This window comes from Pseudomonas sp. KH_027 (assembly GCF_057838565.1).
In genome coordinates, this window is sequence record NZ_CM174470.1 from 1326475 (window position 1) to 1350085 (window position 23611).

General features: G+C 63.3%; 18 protein-coding genes and 2 pseudogenes. 8 read left to right on the forward strand and 12 right to left on the reverse strand.

Annotation, left to right across the window (positions count from 1 at the left end):
• Positions 1 to 46: 46 nt before the first annotated feature.
• Both AC3IYG_RS06225 and AC3IYG_RS06230 read right to left on the reverse strand, forming a co-directional pair.
• On the reverse strand, positions 47 to 724 hold the full coding sequence (locus AC3IYG_RS06225; protein ID WP_489312899.1) for a cyclic di-GMP-binding domain-containing protein, MshE-related: 678 nt from the start codon (positions 722 to 724) through the stop codon (positions 47 to 49).
• A gap of 118 nt (positions 725 to 842) precedes the next feature.
• Entirely contained in the window at positions 843 to 2663 is a 1821-nt protein-coding gene (locus AC3IYG_RS06230) for a cation:proton antiporter (protein WP_489312900.1), read from the reverse strand.
• An 88-nt stretch (positions 2664 to 2751) separates the two neighbouring features.
• On the opposite strand from AC3IYG_RS06230, the gene xerD reads away from it, so the two are divergent.
• From xerD to thrC, 4 genes are all read left to right on the forward strand, one after another.
• On the forward strand, positions 2752 to 3648 hold the full coding sequence (xerD, locus tag AC3IYG_RS06235; RefSeq protein ID WP_489312902.1) for a site-specific tyrosine recombinase XerD: 897 nt from the start codon (positions 2752 to 2754) through the stop codon (positions 3646 to 3648).
• Between the two features lie 294 nt (positions 3649 to 3942).
• Positions 3943 to 4668, forward strand: coding sequence for a DsbC family protein (locus AC3IYG_RS06240; protein ID WP_489312903.1), 726 nt, complete (start codon positions 3943 to 3945; stop codon positions 4666 to 4668).
• Between the two features lie 116 nt (positions 4669 to 4784).
• Positions 4785 to 6089, forward strand: a complete 1305-nt coding sequence (locus AC3IYG_RS06245) for a homoserine dehydrogenase (RefSeq protein ID WP_489312904.1) — start codon at positions 4785 to 4787, stop codon at positions 6087 to 6089.
• A gap of 18 nt (positions 6090 to 6107) precedes the next feature.
• Complete coding sequence (gene thrC, locus AC3IYG_RS06250; protein ID WP_489312905.1) at positions 6108 to 7517, forward strand: threonine synthase; 1410 nt, start codon at positions 6108 to 6110, stop codon at positions 7515 to 7517.
• A gap of 267 nt (positions 7518 to 7784) precedes the next feature.
• Here thrC and AC3IYG_RS06255 read toward each other — a convergent pair whose 3' ends face one another.
• The gene (locus tag AC3IYG_RS06255) at positions 7785 to 8663 is read right to left on the reverse strand and encodes a TIGR02285 family protein (protein WP_489312907.1); all 879 of its coding nucleotides are present in this window, start codon (positions 8661 to 8663) and stop codon (positions 7785 to 7787) included.
• A gap of 165 nt (positions 8664 to 8828) precedes the next feature.
• Positions 8829 to 10028 carry a CaiB/BaiF CoA transferase family protein gene (locus AC3IYG_RS06260; RefSeq protein WP_489312908.1) on the reverse strand — a complete coding sequence of 400 codons (1200 nt, stop codon included), beginning with the start codon at positions 10026 to 10028 and terminating at the stop codon, positions 8829 to 8831.
• Positions 10029 to 10124: 96 nt separating this feature from the next.
• Between AC3IYG_RS06260 and AC3IYG_RS06265 the strand changes: the two genes are divergently transcribed.
• Both AC3IYG_RS06265 and recJ read left to right on the forward strand, forming a co-directional pair.
• Complete coding sequence (locus tag AC3IYG_RS06265; RefSeq protein WP_489312909.1) at positions 10125 to 10667, forward strand: YaeQ family protein; 543 nt, start codon at positions 10125 to 10127, stop codon at positions 10665 to 10667.
• A gap of 127 nt (positions 10668 to 10794) precedes the next feature.
• Entirely contained in the window at positions 10795 to 12510 is a 1716-nt protein-coding gene (gene recJ / locus AC3IYG_RS06270) for a single-stranded-DNA-specific exonuclease RecJ (RefSeq protein WP_489312911.1), read from the forward strand.
• A gap of 219 nt (positions 12511 to 12729) precedes the next feature.
• On the opposite strand, the gene AC3IYG_RS06275 is transcribed toward recJ, so the two are convergent.
• The 8 genes from AC3IYG_RS06275 to AC3IYG_RS06310 all read right to left on the reverse strand — a co-directional run bounded on the left by AC3IYG_RS06275 (position 12730) and on the right by AC3IYG_RS06310 (position 21609).
• Complete coding sequence (locus tag AC3IYG_RS06275; RefSeq protein ID WP_489312912.1) at positions 12730 to 13206, reverse strand: ester cyclase; 477 nt, start codon at positions 13204 to 13206, stop codon at positions 12730 to 12732.
• 106 nt (positions 13207 to 13312) lie between these two features.
• A complete protein-coding gene (locus AC3IYG_RS06280; protein ID WP_489312913.1) occupies positions 13313 to 14737 on the reverse strand; it encodes a gamma-aminobutyraldehyde dehydrogenase in 1425 nt (474 codons plus the stop codon).
• Positions 14738 to 14826: 89 nt separating this feature from the next.
• A complete protein-coding gene (locus AC3IYG_RS06285; protein WP_489312914.1) occupies positions 14827 to 15648 on the reverse strand; it encodes an ABC transporter permease in 822 nt (273 codons plus the stop codon).
• Positions 15638 to 16588 carry an ABC transporter permease gene (locus tag AC3IYG_RS06290; RefSeq protein ID WP_489312915.1) on the reverse strand — a complete coding sequence of 317 codons (951 nt, stop codon included), beginning with the start codon at positions 16586 to 16588 and terminating at the stop codon, positions 15638 to 15640. Before AC3IYG_RS06290 ends, AC3IYG_RS06285 begins: the two co-directional genes overlap by 11 nt.
• 1 nt (position 16589) lies before the next feature.
• Positions 16590 to 17642 (reverse strand): ABC transporter ATP-binding protein, encoded by a 1053-nt coding sequence (locus AC3IYG_RS06295; protein WP_489312916.1) that lies wholly within the window; start codon positions 17640 to 17642, stop codon positions 16590 to 16592.
• Between the two features lie 192 nt (positions 17643 to 17834).
• Positions 17835 to 18995: a putative ABC transporter substrate-binding protein YdcS gene (gene ydcS / locus AC3IYG_RS06300; protein WP_489312917.1), complete on the reverse strand. Its 1161-nt coding sequence runs from the start codon at positions 18993 to 18995 to the stop codon at positions 17835 to 17837.
• Between the two features lie 93 nt (positions 18996 to 19088).
• Positions 19089 to 20555, reverse strand: a complete 1467-nt coding sequence (locus AC3IYG_RS06305; protein WP_489312918.1) for a gamma-aminobutyraldehyde dehydrogenase — start codon at positions 20553 to 20555, stop codon at positions 19089 to 19091.
• Positions 20556 to 20697: 142 nt separating this feature from the next.
• The gene (locus AC3IYG_RS06310; RefSeq protein ID WP_489312919.1) at positions 20698 to 21609 is read right to left on the reverse strand and encodes a LysR family transcriptional regulator; all 912 of its coding nucleotides are present in this window, start codon (positions 21607 to 21609) and stop codon (positions 20698 to 20700) included.
• Between the two features lie 366 nt (positions 21610 to 21975).
• Between AC3IYG_RS06310 and AC3IYG_RS06315 the strand changes: the two are divergent.
• Both AC3IYG_RS06315 and AC3IYG_RS06320 read left to right on the forward strand, forming a co-directional pair.
• A pseudogene (locus tag AC3IYG_RS06315) lies at positions 21976 to 22455 on the forward strand (MCP four helix bundle domain-containing protein); the annotation flags it as partial.
• A 21-nt stretch (positions 22456 to 22476) separates the two neighbouring features.
• A pseudogene (locus AC3IYG_RS06320) lies at positions 22477 to 23598 on the forward strand (methyl-accepting chemotaxis protein); the annotation flags it as partial.
• Positions 23599 to 23611: the final 13 nt, after the last annotated feature.

Here is a 23611-nt window from a genome sequence, read left to right on the forward strand (position 1 = left end):
GAACGGTAGAAAAAGCCTTGTTCAAACGCCTTTTCTTGCGCAGGGCTCAGGGTCGCAGGCTGATCTTCAGTGAGGCCTGCGACAAATCGAGGTCCTGCAGGCTCAGGCTGCCAAGGCTCTGGCCTGGCAGTGCACCCAGCACGCGGATGTTGTTGAAGCGCAGTTCGCCGATGGAGCTGGGCAGGCGCACATCCAGCGAGCCATCGGCATTGATGGTCGAGGTGAGTTGGCTGGTGTCGTAGCGCACATCGGTCATCGAGGTTTCCGCATCCAGCGCATTGATCGCGGGCATGACCAGCTTGGCCAGTTGGCTGGCCGTAGCCAGCCCATCGCCATTTTCCGCGCGCAGGAACAACCCCTGCAGTACATCGTCCAGGCCCTGGGCGCTGACATCGCTCATCTCCAGGTCGTTCAAGGGCTGAAAGCCGCGTGGGGTTTCCTGGCGACTGATGCTGCTGGGCGGTTGCCGATGAAGATCCGCGCTGGCCATCTGGAACGGGCTCAGCAGTGCGGCGACCAGCGTGGCGGCGATGCGCAGATTGCTTTGTTTCTTCAGCGCCTTGCTCAATTGCCGCTCGGTCAACAGGCCTTGTTCGACGAGTATCTCACCGAGGCGCTTCTGGCTGGTGAGTTGCAGAGCAATGGCACCTTCCAGCTGGGCTGGGCTGATCAGTCCCTTGTTGAGCAGGATCTGACCAAGGCGAGAGCGCTGTTGATTAGGCATGGAGGGCGTCCGGCGAGCGATAGTGGCGTGATGCAATCATGGCTTTGCCAAGTAGGCCTGTCACCCATCCAAAGATAGGGCGACGGGCTGGCTTTGCAGCGGCGCAGGCTTAGTGCGACTAGCGGTTCGCCTCATTTTCGGCAGTGTTCCCGGGCTCGATCAAGGCGAGCAGAACCCAGCCTGGCTGCGGCCGCAAATGGTGCTCTGGTGTTACAACATGTACGCGGCCTTCGGCATCGCGAGCGAACAGCACGTTCGCGCGGCTACCGTGCAGCGTCTGATAGTCGTCCCAGCCGAAGCCGGACGTCAGGGTCGTGCTGTACAGCTGTGCGCCACGGTGCTGTTTGCTGGCCAGTTGCGAATAGGTCAGGGGTTCGCTGCCAATGGTCCGGCCGCGGTGCTGGTCACTGGCGCGGTGCTTGTCGCTACGGCGGTTTTCCAGGCCGCTGGCCAGGTTGTAAAGGTTCTGTGGGTGGAACTCATGGCGAAAGCGCATGCAGGCCAGGGTATTGAGTTCCCCCGCCGGCGAGAGCGCCAGCAGATAGCCAAGACCCACCAGGTCGAGATGGGCTTCGGCATGTTGCGAGGCTGGATTGCCGAAATAGGTCGGCAGGTTTTCCATGCGTGCCGCGCTGACATTTTCCCAGTTGGAGTCGGTCAGCAGGACGCGGCTGCCCAGTTGTTGCAAGGCCTTGCCGAGGGTGCGCGCCATCGGGTGCGCGCCGACGATCAGGAAGCCGCTCGGTGCGGGTTCGGCGACCTTCAGCAGGCGCGCCAGCGGCCGCGCCGTGGCGCTCTGCAGAACCACTGTGCCGATGATCACGGCAAAGGTCAGCGGCACCAGCAGTTCGGCGCCCTCATGGCCGGCTTCGGCCAGGCGGACGGCGAAAATGGCGGAAACCGCGGCTGCAACTATCCCGCGCGGCGCGATCCAGGCCAGCAGCGCACGCTCGCGCCAATTGATGTTGGAGCCCCAGGTGCAGAGCGCTACGTTGAGCGGCCGGGCGACGAACTGGATCACCAGCAGCAGCAACAACACCGCCGGGCCGAAGGCCAGCAGGGCCTGTACGTCGAGACGCGCGGCGAGCAGAACGAACAGCCCGGAAATCAGCAGCACGCTGAGGTTTTCCTTGAAGTGCAGGATGTGCCGCACATCCACGCCCTTCATGTTGGCCACGCACATGCCCATCACCGTGACGGCCAGCAGGCCGGACTCGTGCATGATCTGATTGGCGGCGATGAACACACCCAACACGGCGGCCAGGGCCGCCAGGTTATGCAGGTATTCGGGTAGCCAATGGCGTCGCAGGGCCTGGCCGAACAGCCAGCCACCGGCAAGCCCTAAAACGCAGCCGCAGACAATCACCCCGGCGAAGGTGCCGGAGCCCAGCAGCAGGCCTTCGCCTTCTCTGCTGATGATGTAGCTGAAGACCACCACCGCCAGCAGCGCGCCGATCGGGTCGATGACGATGCCTTCCCAGCGCAGGATATTGGCGATCGACGCTTTGGGCCGTACCACCCGCAGCATGGGCACGATCACCGTTGGCCCGGTGACCAGCGTCAGGGTGCCGAACAGCAGCGCCATCTCCCAACTGAGTGCCAGCAGGTAGTGCGCGGCCAGTGCGATCACGCCCCAGGTGGCCAGCGCGCCGATGGTTACCAGGCGGCGGACGACCACGCCGATGTCCTTCCACTCGTCGAAGCGCAATGTCAGGCTGCCTTCGAACAGAATCAGCGCAACCGCCAGCGACACCAGTGGCATCAACAGCGGGCCGAACAGTGCTTGTGGGTCGAGCCAGCCGAAGACCGGGCCGACCAGGATGCCGGACAGCAGCAGAAACAGAATGGCCGGTAGCCGCAGACGCCATGCCAGCCACTGGCAGAAGAGGGCGGCGGCACCGATGCCTCCTAATGCGAGAAGGATCTGTTGTTCGTTCATCTGAACTCCTTGGCGGCTGACGGCCCTGGCCGTACTTGGCCTGGCTGTGAAAGACTAGCGCTGCCTTCACGTCAGATACAGCCCCTACATGCCGGTTCTTGATCATCCACTGATTGACCAGTTTCTCGATGCCCTGTGGCTGGAGAAGGGCCTGTCAGAACATACCCGCTCGGCCTACCGAAGTGACCTCGCGCATTTCAACGGCTGGTTGCAGGAGCGTGGCCTGACGTTGCCGGATGCCGGCCGCGAAGTGATCCTCGATCACCTGGCCTGGCGTCTCAATGCCGGCTATGTGGCCCGCTCCACGGCGCGCTTTCTTTCCGGGCTGCGCGGCTTCTACCGCTTTCTCCTGCGGGAGAACCTGATCGCCAGCGATCCGACCCTGCGCGTGGAAATGCCGCAACTGGGGCGGCCGCTGCCAAAATCCTTGTCCGAGGCCGATGTTGAGGCGCTGCTGGCAGCCCCGGATTTCGGCGAGCCGATCGGCCTGCGCGACCGGGCCATGCTCGAAGTGCTGTACGCCTGCGGCTTGCGGGTGACCGAGTTGATCAGCCTGACCCTGGAGCAGGTCAACCTGCGCCAGGGCGTGCTGCGAGTGTTCGGCAAGGGCAGCAAGGAGCGGCTGGTGCCGCTGGGGGAGGAGGCGATCACCTGGATCGAGCGCTATGTGCGCGAGGCGCGGCCATTTCTGCTGGATGGCAAACCGAGCGATGTGCTGTTTCCCAGCCAGCGTGGCGAGCAGATGACCCGACAGACCTTCTGGTATCGGATCAAGCACCAGGCCAAGGTCGCGGGCATCGCCAAATCGCTGTCGCCGCACACCTTGCGTCACGCCTTCGCCACGCACCTGCTCAACCATGGCGCCGACCTGCGCGTGGTGCAGATGCTGCTCGGCCACAGCGACCTCTCGACCACGCAGATCTACACCCACGTCGCCCGCGCCCGCCTGCAGGAGTTGCATGCTCAGCACCATCCGCGGGGCTGAGAGCGAGTTCATGACCTGCTGCGCGTCGGTCATGCGGCGTTGAAATCGGGCTCAAAATGCTCATTTACAATTCGTAAACTGCGCTTTTGACTCGTTTCGCTCGCCCTGCGGGCCAGCCTTTGGCTGTTACTCCGCTTCGCTACGTTGCGCCCGACTTCGCCTTGCCTGACCTTCGCTCGCTAGGTCGTGAACAAGTTCTGAGACGCCCGTCCGACCTGCTGCGGTCGGCCTGCAAGGGCTTCTATGGTAGGCTTCGTTCACCGCTGTACCGTCCGCCGCTCGACAGGAGTATCCATGCGCGTGACCCGAATGTTCGCCGCCGTAACCCTCGGTTTGGCCAGTGCCTGTGCGCTGGCCGCCGATCCCGATCAGGCCATCCGCAAGACCTTGCAGTCGCTGCAACCTGACATGGCGATCGAAGCCATTGCCGAAAGCAGCATGCCCGGCCTGTTTCAGATTCAACTGAAGGGCGGGCGCCTGCTGTATGCCAGTGCCGATGGCCAGTTCGTCATCCAGGGCTACCTGTTCCAGGTCAAGGACGGTGCGGCGGTCAACCTCACGGAAAAAGCCGAAAGCCATTCCATCGCCAAGGAAGTCAATGCGATTCCATTGAGCGATATGGTGGTGTTCTCGCCGAAAAATCCGAAAACCCATATCACCGTGTTCACCGACACCGACTGCGGCTATTGCCAGAAGCTGCACAGCGAAGTCCCGGAGCTGAACCGGCGCGGTGTCGAAGTGCGCTACGTCGCCTTTCCGCGTCAGGGCCTGGGTAGCCACGGCTACAACACCCTGGTCAGCGTCTGGTGCTCGAAGGACCGCCAGGCCGCAATGAACCTGGCCAAGACGCGCGAAGAACTGCCCGCCGCCCAGTGTGAAAACCCGGTGGCCAAGCAGTTCGAGCTGGGGCAGTTGATCGGGGTCAATGGCACGCCAGCCATCGTCCTGGCCAACGGCCAACTGATACCGGGCTACCAGCCAGCCCCGCAACTGGCCAAAGTCGCCCTAGAGGCTAAGTAGTCCGCGCGTGGCGCTGGATTGACTATTACAGAGCCGCTTCGTAAGGTGCGGCTCTTTTATATTCACGGCCGGCTCTCTAGTCGGCCGTTTTACGCAGTGCAGATGGGGAGTTCAGTGTGAAACCGGTCAAAGTAGGCATCTGTGGGCTGGGTACCGTCGGTGGCGGTACTTTCAACGTGCTCAAGCGCAACGCCGAGGAAATCGCGCGGCGTGCCGGGCGTGGCATCGAAGTGGCGCAGATCGCGCTGCGCTCGCCCAATTCGCAGTGCGACATTACCGGCACCTCGATTACCCACGACGTCTTCGACGTCGCCAGCAACCCCGAGATCGAGATCGTCATCGAGCTGATCGGTGGCTACACCGTGGCCCGCGAGCTGGTGCTCAAAGCCATCGAGAACGGCAAGCACGTGGTCACCGCGAACAAGGCGCTGATCGCCGTGCATGGCAACGAGATCTTCGCCAAGGCCCGCGAGAAGGGCGTTATCGTCGCCTTCGAAGCCGCGGTGGCCGGCGGCATCCCGGTGATCAAGGCGATCCGTGAAGGCCTGTCGGCCAACCGGATCAACTGGGTCGCCGGCATCATCAACGGCACCGGCAATTTCATCCTCACCGAAATGCGTGAGAAGGGCCGCGCCTTCGAAGACGTGCTCAAGGAAGCTCAGGAACTGGGTTATGCCGAAGCCGACCCGACCTTCGACGTCGAAGGTATCGACGCCGCGCACAAGCTGACCATTCTCGCGTCGATTGCCTTCGGCATTCCGCTGCAGTTCGACAAGGCCTACACCGAAGGCATCACCAAGCTCACCACCGCCGACGTCAACTACGCCGAAGCCCTGGGCTACCGCATCAAGCACCTGGGCGTGGCGCGCAGCACCGCCGCCGGCATCGAACTGCGCGTGCACCCGACGTTGATTCCGGCCGATCGCCTGATCGCCAACGTCAATGGCGTGATGAACGCGGTGATGGTCAATGGCGACGCCGCCGGCAGCACCCTGTTCTACGGCGCCGGTGCCGGCATGGAGCCGACCGCATCGTCGGTGGTGGCGGACCTGGTGGACGTGGTGCGGGCATTGACCACCGACCCGGAAAACCGTGTGCCGCACCTGGCCTTCCAGCCGGATTCGCTCTCGGCCCATCCGATCCTGCCGATCGACGCCTGCGAAAGCGCCTATTACCTGCGCATCCAGGCCAAGGATCATCCGGGCGTATTGGCCCAGGTGGCGACCATCCTCTCCGAGCGCGGCATCAATATCGAATCGATCATGCAGAAAGAGGTCGAAGAGCACGATGGCCTGGTGCCGATGATCCTCGTGACCCACCGGGTCGTGGAACAGCGCATGAACGACGCCATCGCCGCCCTGGAAGCCCTCAGCGATGTGGTCGGCAGCGTGGTGCGGATCCGCGTCGAGCAGTTGAACTAGATTTAGGAGGAAGTGGTCATGCGTTATATCAGTACCCGCGGCCAGGCTCCGGCCCTGAATTTCGAAGACGTGCTGCTGGCCGGGCTGGCCAGCGACGGCGGCCTGTATGTGCCGGAAAACCTGCCGCGTTTCAGCCAGGAAGAAATCGCCTCGTGGGCCGGCCTGCCGTACCACGAACTGGCGTTCCGGGTGATGCGCCCGTTCGTCACCGGCAGCATCCCGGATGCCGACTTCAAGAAGATCCTGGAAGAAACCTACGGCGTGTTCGCCCACAACGCCGTGGCGCCGCTGCGTCAGCTGAATGGCAACGAATGGGTGTTGGAGCTGTTCCACGGTCCGACCCTGGCCTTCAAGGACTTCGCCCTGCAACTGCTCGGCCGTCTGCTCGACTACGTGCTGGAGAAGCGCAACGAGCGCGTGGTGATCATCGGCGCCACCTCCGGCGATACCGGCTCGGCCGCCATCGAAGGCTGCAAGGCGTGCGACAACGTCGACATCTTCATCCTCCATCCGCATAACCGCGTGTCGGAAGTGCAGCGCCGGCAGATGACCACCATCCTCGGCGAGAACATCCACAACATCGCCGTCGAAGGCAACTTCGACGACTGCCAGGAGATGGTCAAGGACAGTTTTGCCGACCAACGCTTCCTCAAGGGCACGCGACTGGTGGCGGTCAACTCGATCAACTGGGCGCGGATCATGGCCCAGATCGTTTACTACTTCCACGCCGCCTTGCAACTGGGTGGCCCGGCGCGTTCCATCGCGTTCTCGGTGCCGACCGGCAACTTCGGCGACATCTTCGCCGGTTACCTGGCGCGCAACATGGGCCTGCCGATCAGCCAGTTGATCGTCGCGACCAACCGCAACGACATCCTGCACCGCTTCATGAGCGGCAATCAGTATGTGAAAGACACCCTGCACCCGACCCTGTCGCCGTCGATGGACATCATGGTCTCCTCGAACTTCGAGCGCCTGCTGTTCGACCTGCACGGGCGCAACGGCGCGGCAATCGCCGAGCTGATGGCGACCTTCAAGCAAGGCGGCGGTTTTAGCGTCGAGGAAGATCGTTGGGTCGAGGCCCGCAAGCTGTTCGACTCGTTGGCGGTCAACGACGAAGAAACCTGCGAAACCATCGCCCAGGTCTACGCCGAGTGTGGCGAGTTGCTCGATCCGCACACCGCCATCGGCGTCAAGGCCGCGCGCGATTGCCGTCGCAGCCTGGCCATTCCGATGGTGATACTCGGCACAGCCCACCCGGTGAAGTTCCCCGAGGCGGTGGAAAAAGCCGGTGTCGGCCAAGCGCCGGTGCTGCCGCCACACCTGGACGATCTGTTCGAGCGGGAAGAGCGTTGCACCGTGTTGGCCAATGACCTGAAGGCGATTCAGGGCTTTGTCAGCCAGCACGGCAACCGCGGCAAGCCGCTGTAACGGGCGCCAATCGGCAATCAGAAAGGCCAGCCAGCGAACGCTGAGCTGGCCTTTTTGTTTATGGGGTTTTGTCTTTGTTGTGCTGTGCGGTCGCCGGGGGCATTTTCGAGGCGATGCCGCAGTTGAATGTTGCTGGCCGTGCGGGCTAAGCGTTCGATGTGGCTACTGGATTCCCGCCTTCGCGGGAATGACGAGGTTGGCCGGAAGGTTTGTCTTGCACCGCCATCGCCGCCAAGGCGTGGCCCCAATCAATACGGGAGCCAACACTCACTCGTCAAAGAAGGTCTTGGCCGCTTGCAGATAGGCCGCGCGGGTTGGCTTGTCCAGCCACTCGGCATAGAGCTCGGCTATTTCGTTGCCGCGCAAGTCGCGTATCACCTGGTTGATCGCCTGGATGGCTTTCAGGCCTTGCGGGGTTTTCGAGCAGGTCACATAGGCCAACTGATAGGTCGGTACGCCTTGTACCGGGTAGAAACGCAACTGATGCTGGTCAATGCCATGGGCCTTGGCCACATAACGGGTTTCCGGCCAGTACCCGGCTACCGCCGTGATGCGACCGTGCTGCTGCATCTGCAACAGGCTGCCGAGGGCATCGTTGCCGTGGTGGACGACCAGATGGCCCGGCTTTGCCTGCTTCAGTTGGGCATCGATCACCTCGCCATAACTGCGCTCGACCAGGAGCCCGAGGTTGAAGCGCGGGTCGGCGAGGAAGGCGCCGAGGTCGAGCTTGCCCTGCTGGATGAACGGCGCGAGCTGTTCCTGCTGGTCCGCACGCGTTATCACGCCATTGGTCATCAGGCCGAACGTGGGGATGGAGAAGTACATCATCTGGGTGCGTTCCTTGCTCCAGAGCAGGCCGGGGTCGCAGCTCAGCTTGTTCTGCGCGAGCATCTGGTTGGCCCTGGCGCGATTCACCCGGCTGTTGATGTGTTCGTATTGCGGCAGGCGCTGCCTGATCAGGGTGAGCATCTTGTCGGCAATGCCCTGACCCTTGTGTGGCCCTTCCTGAATGCTGAAGGGTGGCATGTCGCGCACCGTCCAGATGATCTGCTCGCGAGGCTCTGCGCGCAGCGCGCAGGCAAACATCAGCCCGGCGACCAGCAGACCATGACGAAGAGCGAGGGAGAGTGCGGGCCTGGAGGGCATTCAAGGGGTCGCCATGAGCTGAGGAGGGAAAAGTATAGGCAGGGCCGATTCAGCGCGCGTGAAACTTACTGGGTTTCCCTTGGTCGCCGAATGCCTACAGCTGCCAGGTTCCCGCCTGCGCGGGAATTGAAGGCGATATTTTGTGAGAACCCCGTCGTCCCCGCATCAAATAGCGCCATCCTGGCGCAGCGCGGCGATTCGTTCCGTGCTGTAGCCCAGGGCCGCCAGCACCTCGGCATTGTGTTCGCCCAGCTGCGGACCCACCCAGTCGGCCGAGCCTGGCGTTTCCGAGAGCTTGGGCACTATGCCTGGCACCTTGAAGTCTTTGCCATCCGGCAGTTTGGCGTTGAGGAACATCTCGCGGGCGAGGAATTGCGGGTCGGCGAACATGTCCTCGGCGGAGTAGATGCGGCTGGCGGGCACCTCGGCGCAGCTCAGGGCGCTCAGCACCCCCTCCAGCGGCAACGAGCCAACCCAGCGGTCGATCACCCCGTACAGCTCGTCACGGCGGCCGTCGCGGCCGTCGTTGCTGGCAAGCTGCGGGTCAGTTGCCAAGTCCGGGCGCCCGATAGCGTGCATAAAGCGCTGAAAGATCGCGTCGCCATTGGCACCGATCTGCACATGCTTGCCGTCGCTACTGGTGTGGATCGAGGAGGGCGTGATGCCGGGCATGATGTTGCCGCTGCGTTCGCGGATGAAACCGAACACGTCGAACTCCGGCACCATGCTTTCCATCATGGCGAAGATCGCCTCGTACAGCGCCACGTCGACCACCTGGCCCTGGCCGCCATTCACTTCACGGTGGCGCAGCGCCATCAGTGCGCCGATCACGCCCCACAGCGCGGCAATCGAGTCGCCGATGGAAATGCCAGTGCGCACCGGTGGGCGATCCTCGAAGCCGGTGATATAGCGCAACCCGCCCATGGCTTCGCCAACCGCGCCGAAGCCCGGCTGGTCTTTCATCGGGCCGCTTTGGCCGAAGCCTGAGAGGCGCACCATCACCAGTTTCGGGTTCAGGGCGTGGAGCTCGCCCCAGCCGAGACCGAGTTTTTCCAGCACGCCGGGACGGAAATTCTCGATCAGGATGTCTGCTTCGCTGAGCAGTTGCTTGAGGATGGCCAGGCCGGTCGGGTGCTTGAGGTTCAGGCTCAGCGACTTTTTGTTGCGCGCCTGCACGAACCACCACAGCGAGGTGCCCTCGTAGAGCTTGCGCCATTTGCGCAGCGGGTCGCCGCCATCCGGGGATTCGACTTTGATCACCTCGGCGCCGAACTCGGCGCAGATGCGCGAGGCGAACGGGCCGGCGATCAGGGTGCCGAGCTCGATGACTTTCAGGCCGGCGAGGGGTTTGGTGGCAAGGTTCATTGGCGTTCCCGTGCATCAGACAATGGCCGCGACTCTAACCTGCACGGGGCGCTTGGGGTAGACTTGCCGCCTTTCCTCGCATCTAGAAGCCCGTCCATGGCCCAGCCTTCCACGACCTACAAAGTCGACCTCAATCTCACCGATCTGGATCGTGGGGTGTATGCAACGTCGCGTCTGACCATCGCGCGCCACCCGTCCGAAACCGAAGAACGCATGACTGTGCGCCTGCTGGCCTACGCCCTTTGGTACAACGAGCAACTGGCGTTCGGCCGTGGCCTGTCCGACGTCGACGAGCCGGCGTTGTGGGAAAAAAGCCTGGACGGTCGCGTGCTGCACTGGATCGAAGTCGGCCTGCCGGATGTCGACCGCCTGACCTGGTGCTCGCGCCGCACTGAACGCACCAGTCTGCTGGCCTATGGCAGCGTGCGCGTGTGGCAGAGCAAGGTGGTCGATGCGGTGAAGACGCTGAAGAACGTCAATATCGCCACCGTGCCGCAGGAAGCCCTGGAAGCCCTGGCCAAGGACATGCCGCGCACCATCACCTGGGCGGTGATGATCAGCGAAGGCACGATTTTCGTCACCGACGACCGTGGCCAGCATGAAGTGCAGCTGGAATGGTTGATGGGCGATCGCGGCTAGCAGCGCTTAATCCCCTCTCCCTCCGGGAGAGGGCTAGGGAGAGGGCGTGCCTTGAGCCTGACCCTCTCCCCCAACCCCTCCCCCTGAAAGGGTGAGGGGAGTTAAAGCAGCACAATTGAGTAAACCCATGCGCATCGAATCCCGCCCACTGCCATCCACCTTGCCCAATCTTGGCGACCTGCCGCCCCTGTTGACCCGCTTGTACGCCGCCCGTGGCGTGCAGTCCGAGGCCGAGCTGGATAAAGGTCTGGCGCGGCTGATGCCCTATCAGCAGCTCAAAGGCATCGACGCGGCCATCGATTTGTTGGTGCTGGCGCTGGAGCAGGGCCAGCGCATTCTGATCGTCGGTGATTTCGATGCCGATGGCGCCACGGCCAGCACGGTCGGCCTGCTCGGCCTGCGTGCGCTCGGCGCGGCGCATGTCGATTACCTGGTGCCCAATCGTTTCGAGTACGGCTATGGCCTGACCCCGGAGATCGTCGCCGTGGCGCTGGAGCGCCGGCCGCAACTGCTGGTGACGGTGGACAATGGGATTTCCAGCGTCGAGGGTGTGGCGGCGGCGAAAGCCGCGGGTCTGAGCGTGCTGGTCACCGATCACCACTTGCCCGGCCACGAGTTGCCCGCGGCGGATGCCATCGTCAACCCCAACCAGCAGGGCTGCGATTTCCCGAGCAAGGCGCTGGCTGGTGTCGGCGTGATTTTCTATGTACTGCTGGCGCTGCGCGCGCGTCTGCGCGAGCTGGACTGGTTCAACCGCCGCCAGCTGAAAGAGCCGAACCTGGCCGACCTGCTCGACCTGGTCGCGCTCGGCAGCGTCGCCGACGTGGTGCCGCTGGATGCCAACAACCGCATCCTCGTGCACCAGGGCCTGGCGCGTATTCGTGCCGGGCGGGCGCGGCCGGGGCTGCGGGCGATTCTGGAAGTGGCGGGGCGCCAGGCGGAACGCATCACCTCCACCGACCTCGGGTTTATTCTCGGTCCGCGTTTGAACGCCGCCGGGCGCCTGGATGACATGAGCCTCGGCATCGAATGCCTGCTTTGCGCCGACGAAGCGCTGGCGCGCGAGATGGCGGTGCAGCTCGACCAGCTCAATCAGGATCGCAAGGCCATCGAGCAGGGCATGCAGCGCGAGGCCCTGGCCCAGCTCAAGGATTTGCCGCTCGAGTCCATGCCGTTCGGCCTCTGCCTGTTCGACGCGGACTGGCACCAAGGGGTGATCGGTATCCTCGCCTCGCGGATGAAGGAGCGCTACCACCGCCCGACCATCGCCTTTGCCGATGCCGGTGACGGCGTGCTGAAGGGGTCGGCCCGCTCGGTGCCGGGTTTCCATGTGCGCGATGCACTGGACGCGGTGGCGGCCAAGCATCCGGGCTTGATCAGCAAGTTCGGCGGGCATGCCATGGCGGCCGGCCTGTCGTTGCCCGAGGCGCACTTCAACGACTTTGCCGCCGCCTTCGACACCGAGGTGCGGCGCCAGCTCAACGAGGACGACCTGACCGGCCGCCTGCTGTCCGATGGCAGCCTGGCGATGGAGGAGTTCCACCTCGAACTGGCTCGCGCCCTGCGCAACGCCGGGCCCTGGGGCCAGCATTTTCCCGAGCCGTTGTTCCATGGCGTGTTCCAGATCGTCCAGCAGCGCCTGGTCGGCGACAAGCACCTCAAACTGGTGCTCAAGACCGAGTGCGGTGGGCAGACCCTGGACGGTATCGCCTTCAATATCGACCGCGAGCTGTGGCCGAACCCGACGGTGCGCTGGGTCGAGTTGGCGTACAAGCTCGACGTCAACGAATACCGTGGGCAGGAAACCGTGCAACTGCTGATCGCGCATATCGCCCCGCGTTAAGGGGCGTGCGCTAGGTTTGCGTTGAACCGAAGGTGAGGCCCAACAACCGGGCTGCTCTGCGGGATTGCGATTGCTGGGCGTCACGGCGCGACGTTTTGTTGGGCATCGCTGCGCTCAGCGCCAATCTACGAAAGCGCCACTCTGCGGCTGTCCATGGCTTTGCTCCCCAGCGGCACGCCAGCCTGCGCCAATCACTGACGCAGGCTGGCGCAGCAGGTTTTACCAACCGAGCTGCTTGTTGAAGCCGAGGGCGTCGTAGTAGTCGCCTTGATAAGCGATCTTGCCGTCTTTGATGCGGATGAAGCTGACCCCTTCGAATTTCAGCGGTTTACCGGTGGCCGGCGTCTCGGCACTCCAGGCGCCGCTGTTGGTGCCGCTGAACACCCATTGGAAAGCGATGCCATCGGCGCTGACGATCGGCGCGCTGGTCATCTTCCAACTCAGGTCCGGCACTGCGCCGATAAATACCTTGATCACATTGTCGCGGGCGGCGGCTTTGCCTTTCTGCGGCGTGCCGACGGTGGCGTCGAAGTACTCGGCGTCTTCGCTCAGGAAGGTCGCGGCCTTGTCCGCATCATGGGCGTTCCAGGCGGCCATGTAGCCGTCGACTATGGCTTTGGCATCGTCCGCCGCCTGGGCCAGGCTGGCCATGGCGCACAGCATGAGGAAGCCGATACTGCGGAGGGTGGTTTTCATTGTTGTTGCTCCTGCTTTGTGGTGAGAAACCGTAGGGAGCGATTGGGCGTGACGGGCGACTGTCGGGTTCTGGCCCACAACGCCCGGCTGAGTGCAGTGGCCCAAATCAGTGCTTGAACATCACATGGCGGATGGCGGTGTAATCCTCCAGGCCGTACATCGACATGTCCTTGCCGTAGCCGGAGAGCTTCTGCCCGCCGTGGGGCATTTCGCTGACCAGCATGAAGTGCGTGTTGACCCAGGTGCAGCCGTACTGCAAGCGGGCGGCGAAGCGGTGGGCGCGGCCGACGTCGCGGGTCCACACCGAGGAGGCCAGGCCGTAGTCGGAATCGTTGGCCCAGGCCAGGGCCTGCGCTTCATCGTCGAACGGGGTGACCGACACCACCGGGCCGAATACTTCGCGGCGGACGATTTCGTCATCCTGGCGCGCGCCGGCCAGCACCGTGGGCTCGAAGAAGAACCCGGCGCCCGCCACCGCCTTGCCGCCGGTGACCACTTCGATGTGCTTCTGCGCGCTGGCGCGGTCGACGAAGCCGCTGGCGCGCTCGCGGTGCGCGGCGGTGATCAGCGGGCCGAGCTCGGTGTTCGGGTCGTTCTGCAAGCCGTATTTGATGCTGCCGACCGCCGCGCCCAGTTCGGCGACGAACTTCTCGTAGATGCCTTTCTGCGCGTAGATGCGGCAGGCGGCGGTGCAATCCTGGCCGGCGTTGTAGAAGCCGAAGGTGCGAATGCCCTCGACGGCGGCGGCGATGTCGGCGTCGTTGAAGATGATCACCGGCGCCTTGCCGCCCAGCTCCATGTGCATGCGCTTCACCGAGGCGGCGGTGCTGGAAATGATGTTCGAGCCGGTGGCCACCGAGCCGGTCAGCGACACCATGCGCACTTTCGGGTGCGTCACCAGCGGGCTGCCGACGCTCGGGCCGCGACCGAAGACGATATTGACCACCCCGGCCGGGAAAATCTCGGCAATGAATTCGGCCAGCTTCAGCGCGGTCAGCGGCGTCTGCTCGGAGGGCTTGAGCACCACGGTGTTGCCGGCGGCCAGGGCCGGGCCGAGCTTCCAGGCGGCCATCATCAGCGGGTAGTTCCACGGCGCAATCGAGGCCACCACGCCAATCGGGTCGCGGCGGATCATCGAGGTGTGGCCGGGCAGGTATTCACCGGCGGCGGAACCGCTCATGCAGCGGCTGGCGCCGGCGAAGAAGCGGAACACATCGGCGATGGCCGGGATTTCGTCGTTCAGCGCGCAGGCGTAGGGCTTGCCGCAGTTGTCCGACTCCAGCCTGGCCAGCTCCTCGCCGTGGGCTTCGATCTTGTCGGCCAGGCGCAGCAACAGCAGCGAGCGGTCTTTCGGCGCGGTCTGCGACCAGCTGTCGAAGGCCGCGTCGGCGGCGCGCACGGCCGCGTCCACCTGCTCGGCGCTGGCTTCGTTGATATGCACCAGCGGCGCGCCAAGGGCCGGGTTGAGCACCGGCTGGCTGGCGCCTGCGCCGTCGACCAGTTGGCCATTGATCAGCAGTTTGGTTTGCATGGCGAAATCCTCTGGTTAGGGTTTCTACGAATTCTGTTGTTTAAGCCCCTCTCCCATTGGGGGAGGGGTTGGGGAGAGGGAGTACTTGGTTATTTGCCGCCGCTGCCAGCGACACTTTCACCGCCCTTGGTCAGGTAATAGGCGCCGAGGATCGGCAGCATGGTCACCAGCATCACCAGCATCGCCACCACGTTGGTCACCGGCACATCGCGCGGGCGGCTCAGTTGGTTGAGCAGCCACAGCGGCAGGGTGCGTTCGTGGCCGGCGGTGAAGGTGGTGACGATGATCTCGTCGAACGACAGGGCGAACGCCAACATGCCGCCGGCCAGCAGCGCCGAGCCGAGGTTGGGCAGGATGATGTAGCGGAAGGTCTGCCAGCCGTCGGCGCCGAGGTCCATCGAGGCTTCGATCAGGCTGTGGGAGGTACGCCGGAAGCGGGCGATGACGTTGTTGTAGACGATCACCACGCAGAAGGTCGCGTGGCCGACGATGATGGTGAACATTCCCGGTTCGATGCCCAGGGTCTTGAACGCCGAGAGCAGGGCGATGCCGGTGACGATGCCGGGCAGGGCGATCGGCAGAATCAGCATCAGCGAAATGCCTTCCTTGCCGAAGAAGTCGCGGCGGTACAGCGCGGCGGCGGCTAAGGTGCCGAGGACCATGGCGATCAGGGTCGCGACGCAGGCGATCTGCAGCGACAGCTTGATCGACTCGAGCACGTCCACGCGGCTGAAGGCGACGCTGAACCAGTGCAGGGTGAAGCCCTGCGGCGGAAAGCTGAAGGCGGCATCTTCGGTGTTGAAGGCGTAGATGAAGATGATCAGGATCGGGAAGTGCAGGAACAGCAAGCCGCCCCAGGCCGCCAGTTTCAGGCCCCAGGAGGCGCCTTGGGATGAGGGATCAGAGTGCATCGAAGGCTCCCAGGCGTTTGACGATGGCGAGGTAGATGGCGATCAGCACGATCGGCACCAGGGTGAAGGCAGCGGCCATCGGCATGTTGCCGATCGCGCCTTGCTGGACGTAGACCATGCTGCCGATGAAGAAGCCCGGCGGGCCGACCAGTTGCGGGACGATGAAGTCGCCCAGGGTCAGCGAGAAGGTGAAGATCGAACCGGCGGCGATGCCTGGAATCGACAGCGGCAGAATCACCTGCACGAAGGTCTGCCAGGGTCGTGCGCCGAGGTCGGCGGACGCTTGCAGCAGGGACGGCGGCAAGCGTTCCAGCGCGGCCTGGATCGGCAGGATCATGAACGGCAGCCAGATGTAGACGAACACCAGGAAGCGCCCCAGGTGCGAGGTCGACAGGGTACTGCCGCCGACCCCGGGGATGCCGAGGATGAACTGCAACAGCGGCTCCAGGCCGAGACTCTGGACGAACCATTGGGCGACGCCACCTTTGGCCAGCAGCAGGGTCCAGGCGTAGGCCTTGACGATGTAGCTGGCCCACATCGGCATCATCACCGCGATGTAGAAGAACGCTTTGGTCTTGCCCGTGGTGTAGCGCGCCATGTAGTAGGCGATGGGGAAGGCCAGCACCGCGCTGGCCAGCGACACGGCGACCGCCATGCCCAGGGTGCGCAGAATGATGTCGTAGTTGGCCGGGTTGAAAAGGGCCGCGAGGTTGGCCAGGGTCAGCTCCGGGGTCACCGTCATGGTGAAGTCGTCGAAGGTGTACAGGCCTTGCCAGAGCAGGGTCAGCAGCGAGCCGAAATAGATCGCGCCAAACCACAGCAGCGGCGGTACCAGCAGCAGCGCCAGGTACAGGTTCGGCTTGCGGTACAACAGGTTGGACAGGCGGTGCAGCGGGCCATTGTTGGGCCGCGGTGCCTGGGCTTTCAGCGACAGTTCCATGTCACAGGCCCTCGCCAGCCGTTTCTTGCAGCGCGATCATGGCTTCCCGCGCCCAGCTGGCAGTGACGCGCTGGCCGGTCTGATAGGCCAGGCCGCTGTCCTGCCATTGGTTGTTGGCGTGGCTGACGCTCAGGTTCTGGCCGTTCTCCAGCTGGATTTCATAGCGGGTGGCCGAGCCCTGGTACTGAATGTCGTGCAGCAGACCGCTGATGTGCATCTCGCCGTTGCTGGCCGGGCTCTCGCTTGAACGGCTTTCTAGCAAACGGATGTGTTCCGGGCGAATGGAGAACGGTTGGGCGTTGCCGGTCAGCTGTTTGGCCACCTCGCCTCGCAGCACGTTGGAGGTGCCGACGAACTCGGCCACGAACGCGGTCGCCGGCTTCATGTACAGGTTGCGCGGGCTGTCGACCTGCTCGATGCGGCCCTTGTTGAACACCGCCACCCGGTCGGACATCGACAGCGCTTCGGTCTGGTCGTGGGTGACGAAGATGAAAGTGATGCCGAGCTGGCGCTGCAGCTTCTTCAGCTCGCCCTGCATCTGTTCGCGCAGTTTCAAATCCAGCGCGCCGAGCGGCTCATCGAGCAGCAGCACCCGTGGCCGATTGACCAGGGCGCGGGCCAGGGCCACGCGCTGGCGCTGACCGCCGGAGAGTTGCGCAGGCTTGCGTTCGCCATAACCGCCGAGGGCGACCATGGCCAGCGCCTCTTCGGCGCGGGTCAGGCGCTCGCTTTTACCGACGCCTTTGACTTTCAGGCCGTAGGCGACGTTGTCGCGTACGTTCATGTGCGGGAACAGTGCGTAATCCTGGAATACGGTGTTGACGTCGCGCTGGTAGGGCGCCAGGCCCACGGCCTCGACGCCATGGATGCGAATGGAACCGGCACTGGGCTGCTCGAAGCCGGCGATCAGGCGCAGGCAGGTGGTCTTGCCCGAACCCGATGGGCCGAGCATGGAAAAGAACTCACCGTCCTCGATATCGATTGAAACCCGGTCTACGGCCTTCACATCGCCGAATTGACGGGAAACTTGGGTAAATTGGACTGCAAGCGTCATGGTGCGGTACTCCAAAAAGGCGAGGGTCGTCGCAGCGGCCCTGCCTGGACTTCTGAAAACGGGTGAAACGGTTCGCGTTGGGTGTTGCAGCGGGTGCTTCTGGATTCCCGCCTTCGCGGGAATGACGGTGCCTGCGCAAACGTGATCCGTCGCCCAGCGGTGACCGTCATCCCCGCGAAGGCGGGGACCCGATCAACGGCCGCCCATGATCGCGATGAAATCCTGCGTCCAGCGGCTGTACGGCACGCACTGCTCCTGGGTCTCGCACTTGGCTTGCGGGGTTTTCCAGAAGGCGATCTTCTCGAACTGGTCGTAACCGTTCACCGCGCAGCCTTGGGCGCCGAGCAGTTCGCTGGCTTTGCAGCCGGCCGGTACCGCGGGCACGGAGCCGAACCAGGCGGCCAGGTCACCCTGAACCTTGGGCTCCAGCGACCAGTTCATCCACTTGTAGGCGCAGTTCGGGTTTTTGGCTTCGGCGTGCAGCATGGTGGTGTCGGCCCAACCGGTGACGCCCTCTTTGGGGAATACGGTGGCGATCGGCTGACCTTCGGCCTTCAGCGCGTTGGCCTGGTACGGCCAGGTGCTGGAGGCGACGACGCCTTCGTTCTTGAAGTCGCTCATCTGCACGGTGGTGTCGTGCCAGTAGCGGTGGATCAGGCTGTGCTGCTTACGCAGCAGGTCGAGCACGGCGGCGTACTGTTTTTCGTTCAACTCGTAGGGGTCGTTGATCTTCAGGTCGGGCTGGGTGGCTTTCAGGTACAACGCCGCATCGGCCACATAGATCGGGCCATCGTAGGCCTGCACGCGGCCTTTGTTGGGCTTGCCGTCCGGCAGGTTCTGCGCATCGAACACCGCGCTCCAGCTGTCGGGTGCGGTTTTGAATACCGTGGTGTTGTACATCAGCAGGTTCGGGCCCCACTGATAAGGGGTGCCATAGGTCTGCTTGTTGACCACATACCAGGGGGCGTCTTTCAGACGTGGGTCGATGTTTTTCCAGTTGGGGATCAACTCGGGGTTGATCGGCTGTACGCGCTTGCCGTAGATCAGGCGCAGCGAAGCATCGCCGGAGGCGGTGACCAGGTCATAGCCGCCCTTGGCCATCAGACTGACCATCTCATCGGAGGTGGCGGCGGTCTTGACGTTGACCTTGCAGCCACTGTCTTTTTCGAATTGGGTCACCCAGTCGTAGTTCTTGTCGCTTTCGCCGCGCTCGATATAGCCCGGCCAGGCAATGATATCCAGACGACCCTCACCGGCGCCCACGGCTTTCAGCGTCTCGGCGGCTTGCAGGCTGGCGCTGGCCAGCAGTGCGGTAGTCAACGCACTCAATAAAGCGGTTTTTTGCACGAACATTGGGTTTCCCTCTTTTCTGTTTTTGGGGTCGGGGCAGTTAAACGTCGTGTTGCTTGGCCCTTGCAGGGCTACTTCTTTTCCATACTCGCTGGCTTAACTCAGTTGCTGGCCATGGCGGGCCATGATGTGGCGTACCACGCTGTAGTCCTGCAGCGAATCGCTGGACAGGTCCTTGCCATAGCCGGAGCGCTTGAGGCCGCCATGCGGCATCTCGCTGACCAGCATGAAATGGCTGTTGATCCAGGTGCAGCCGTACTGCAGGCGGGCGGCGACCTGCATCGCCTTGTCGAGGTTCTGGGTCCACACCGAGGAAGCCAGGCCGTATTCGGAATCGTTGGCCCAGTCCACGGCCTGGGCCAGTTCATCGAAACGGGTGATGGTGACCACGGGGCCGAAGACTTCGCGCTGGACGATTTCGTCGCTTTGTTTGCAGCCGGCGAGCAGAGTCGGCTGGTAATAGAACCCGGGGCCGGAATGCACGGCGGCGCCGGTGACGCGTTCGATATGCGGTTGGCCGAGGGCGCGCTCGACGAAGCTCGCCACCCGATCGCGCTGACGGGCGCTGATCAGTGGGCCGATCTCGTTGTCCGCATCGCGCTTGCGGGCAAAGCGCAGGCTGCTCACGGCATCACCTAACTCCGCGACTAAACGGTCATGGATACCTGTTTGAGCATAGATGCGGCAGGCGGCAGTGCAATCCTGGCCGGCGTTGTAATAGCCATAGGTGCGCACGCCTTCGACCACCGCTTGCAGGTCGGCATCGTTGCAGACGATCACCGGCGCTTTGCCGCCAAGCTCCAGGTGGGTGCGCTTGAGGGTCTTGGCCGCGGCCTGGAGGATTTTCTGCCCGGTGACGATATCGCCGGTCAGCGACACCATGCGCACCTTCGGGTGGCTGACCAAGTGGCTGCCGACGCCTTCGCCACCGCCGCAGACGATGTTGATCACCCCGTGCGGCAGCAACTCGGCGAGCGCCGGGGCGAGGGCCAGGATCGACAGTGGCGTGTGCTCGGAGGGTTTGAACACCAGGGTGTTGCCGGCGGCCAGCGCCGGGGCGATCTTCCAGGCCGCCATCATCAAGGGGTAGTTCCACGGCGCGATGGAGGCGACCACGCCGATCGGGTCGCGGCGCACCATGCTGGTGTAGCCCGGCAGGTATTCGCCGGATAGCTGGCCAGTCTGACAGCGCACCGCGCCGGCGAAGAAACGGAACACATCCACTGTTGCGCTCAAGTCATCCTGACGCGCCAGGTGCAGGGGTTTGCCGCAGTTCAGGGCCTCCAGGCGGGCGAGTTGATCGGCGCGCTTCTCGATGGCGTCGGCAATGCTCAGCAGAATCAGCGAGCGTTGTTGCGGGGTGGTGCGCGACCAGCCGGCGAAAGCCTGGTGCGCGGCAAGGATGGCGGCTTCGACCTGCTCGGTAGACGCCTCGGCGATATGCGCCAGGACCTCGCCGCTGGCCGGATTGAGGATCGGCTCGGCAAAGCCTTCGCCGGCCACCAGTTGGCCGTCGATCAACAGTTCGCTGAACAGGGGCGTGGGAATTGCGGCGCCGGCCATCGTGTCTGCTCGCTTTTCTTGTTGGGGCGGCGGGTTTTCCAGGCAGAGCCAGGACCCGATGCCATCTTCTTTATATGTGCGAAGAGAGACTAGAGCTCGAACCTGTGGGCTACAAATTCTAAATACTGAATGCGGCGTTCGATTAAATAGATGGCCTGCGCCCGGCGGGTTGCTCGCGGGCGACGGTGAGGAACGGATCGACCAGCGCCGGGCGGGCGGTGCCGCGCCGCCAGGCCAGGCCGACATCGAGGGTCTGGGTCAGATCGACCACTGCGCGGGCTTCGATGATGTCGCCTTCCAGCGACCAGGGGCGGTAGGTCATGTCCGGCTGGATCGACAGGCCCAGGCCAGCGGCAACCAGGCTACGCACTGCTTCGGTGGAGCCGGTGCGCAGGGTGATATGCGGCTGCAGGCCGGCGCGCGACCAGATGCGCTGGGCATTGAGGCCCATCTCGTCGACGTTGAGTTGGATCAGTGGTTCGTTGACCACATCCGCCAGGCTGATGCTGTCATGCTCCAACAGCGGGTGTTGCGGCGGCAGCCAGAGGCGCAGGGGGGAGTGGGTGAGTACTTCGGTCTGCAGCGCGTGGCGGTCTTCCAGGTTGGAGAGGATCAGGACGCCGACGTCGATCTCGCCGCTCACCAGCAGGTGTTCGATATAGGGGCGCTCGTCTTCCAGCACGCGGATTTCCACGTTCGGGTAAGCGCGCTGGAAGCGGGTGATCAAATCCGCCAGGTAATAGCCGGCCACCAGGCTGGTCACGCCTACGGTCAGTTGCCCGGCAACCTGGTCGGTGCTCTGTTGCAGGCTGCGTTTGGCGTTGTCCACCGTGGCCAGGATCAGGTGCGCCTGGCGCAGGAACTGGTGGCCCTGGTGGGTCAGGGTCATGCCCTTGGCGTGGCGGTTGAACAGGTTGACGCCAATCTCTTGCTCAAGCTGCTGGATCGCCAGGGTCAGGGTCGATTGCGAGATGAATACCGCCTGGGCCGCCGCGGAAATCGAGCCGGTCTCGGCAACGGCAATGAAATGGCGGATCTGGCGCAGGGTCATCATGGGGTGATCTTCATTGTCTGGTGAGAAAGCCGTGGCAAGGGCGTTTTCAGGACAATCTTAATGAGTTTTATAGACTAGTGAAGCTTTGTATCTTTTATTTAGATAGGGTTTTCGTAGGCGCGGGCCATGCCCGCGAAGACTGGAGAAGCAAATATTCGCGGGCATGGCCCGCTCCTACAGGTTTTGCGTTCAGATGTAGGTAAAGACTTTGCCCGGTACCAGTGATAAGTCGTTGATATAAATGCCTGCTGCTAAGCTGCAGTGCTTGCGGAGCCCGGTGACGCGCCATTACAGTCGCCGCAACAGGCACTGCGCTGCTGGCGCTGGATAAGACCATCTGGACGGTTACTCCCAAGGGGAATGATTTTGAACAACTGGACCCTGCGCCAACGCATTCGGGCGAGTTTTGCGGTGATCATTGCCATCATGTTGTTGATGGTCGTTATCTCTTTCTCGCAACTGTTGATAATCGAGAAAGATGGGCGGGAGGTGCAGGACGATGCCCTGCCGGGTTTGTATTACAGCTCCATGATCCGTGGTGTCTGGGCGGATGAGTTGGTGCTGACCCAGCAGCTGATTGGCCTGAATGGCGACAAGGCATTCACCGAGGCGGAGCTTGAACGGTTCCGCAACTTTGACGAGCAGGTTCTCGATCTGCTGGGCAAGTACGAGCAAACCATCTTTGAAAAGGCCGATCGTGCCCTCTACGCAGAGATTCAGGAGCACCGGCAGGAGTACAACCAACTCCATACTGAGGTGCTGGATCTGTATGCGCAGAAGCAGCCTGAGCAGGCGCGTGCCCTTCTCAAGGACAGGTTGCTGCCAGACTATATGCACGGTTGGGGATTGCTGAATACGCTACTGGAGCGGAACAAGCAGGCTGCCGACAACGACACCGCGGACATTCTCTCCTCTGTGCTGGCGGCAAAGCTCGGCATGGGTATTGCCCTGGTGCTCGCGCTAATCGCCGCCGCCACCTGTGGCCGGCTGTTGATGCGTGCGATCATGGTCCCCATGCAGCGCATCGTCGAGATCCTCGGGGTCATGGGCGGTGGCGACCTGAGTGCGCGCCTGGCGCTGGGACGCAAGGACGAGTTCAGCATGATCGAAACCGGCTTCAATGCCATGGTCGAGGAACTGACCAGCCTGGTTTCCCAGGCCCAGCGTTCGGCCATCCAGGTCACTACCTCGGTTACCGAAATCGCCGCGACGTCCAAGCAACAGCAGGCGACCGCCACTGAAACCGCGGCCACCACCACTGAAATCGGCGCAACCTCGCGGGAGATCGCCGCCACTTCGCGGGATCTGGTCCGCACCATGGGCGAGGTGTCCTATTCCGCCGAGCAGGCTTCCGAACTGGCGGGAGGCGGCCAGCTCGGCCTGGCCCGGATGGAAGAGACCATGCGCCAGGTGATGGGCGCCGCCGATCTGGTGAACGCCAAGCTGGCGGTGCTCAACGAGAAGGCCGGCAATATCAACCAAGTGGTCACCACCATCGTCAAAGTCGCCGACCAGACCAACTTGCTATCGCTCAACGCCGCCATCGAGGCGGAAAAAGCTGGAGAGTATGGCCGTGGCTTTGCCGTGGTGGCGACCGAGGTGCGGCGTCTGGCTGACCAGACCGCCGTGGCGACTTACGACATCGAGCAGATGGTGCGCGAGATCCAGTCCGCGGTATCCGCCGGGGTCATGGGCATGGACAAGTTCTCCGAACAGGTGCGTCGCGGCATGTCCGAGGTGCATGAGGTCGGCGATCAGCTGTCGCAGACCATCCAGCAGGTACAGGCGCTGGCACCGCGCGTGGTGGTGCTCAACGAGGGCATGCAGGCCCAGGCCACTGGCGCCGAGCAGATCAATCAAGCGTTGGTGCAGTTGGGCGAAGCCACCGGGCAGACGGTCGAGTCCTTGCGCCAGGCGAGCTTCGCCATCGACGAGTTGAATCAGGTGGCTGGGAGCCTGCGCAGCGGCGTCTCGAGCTTCAAGGTTTAACGGGGGCCGCGCC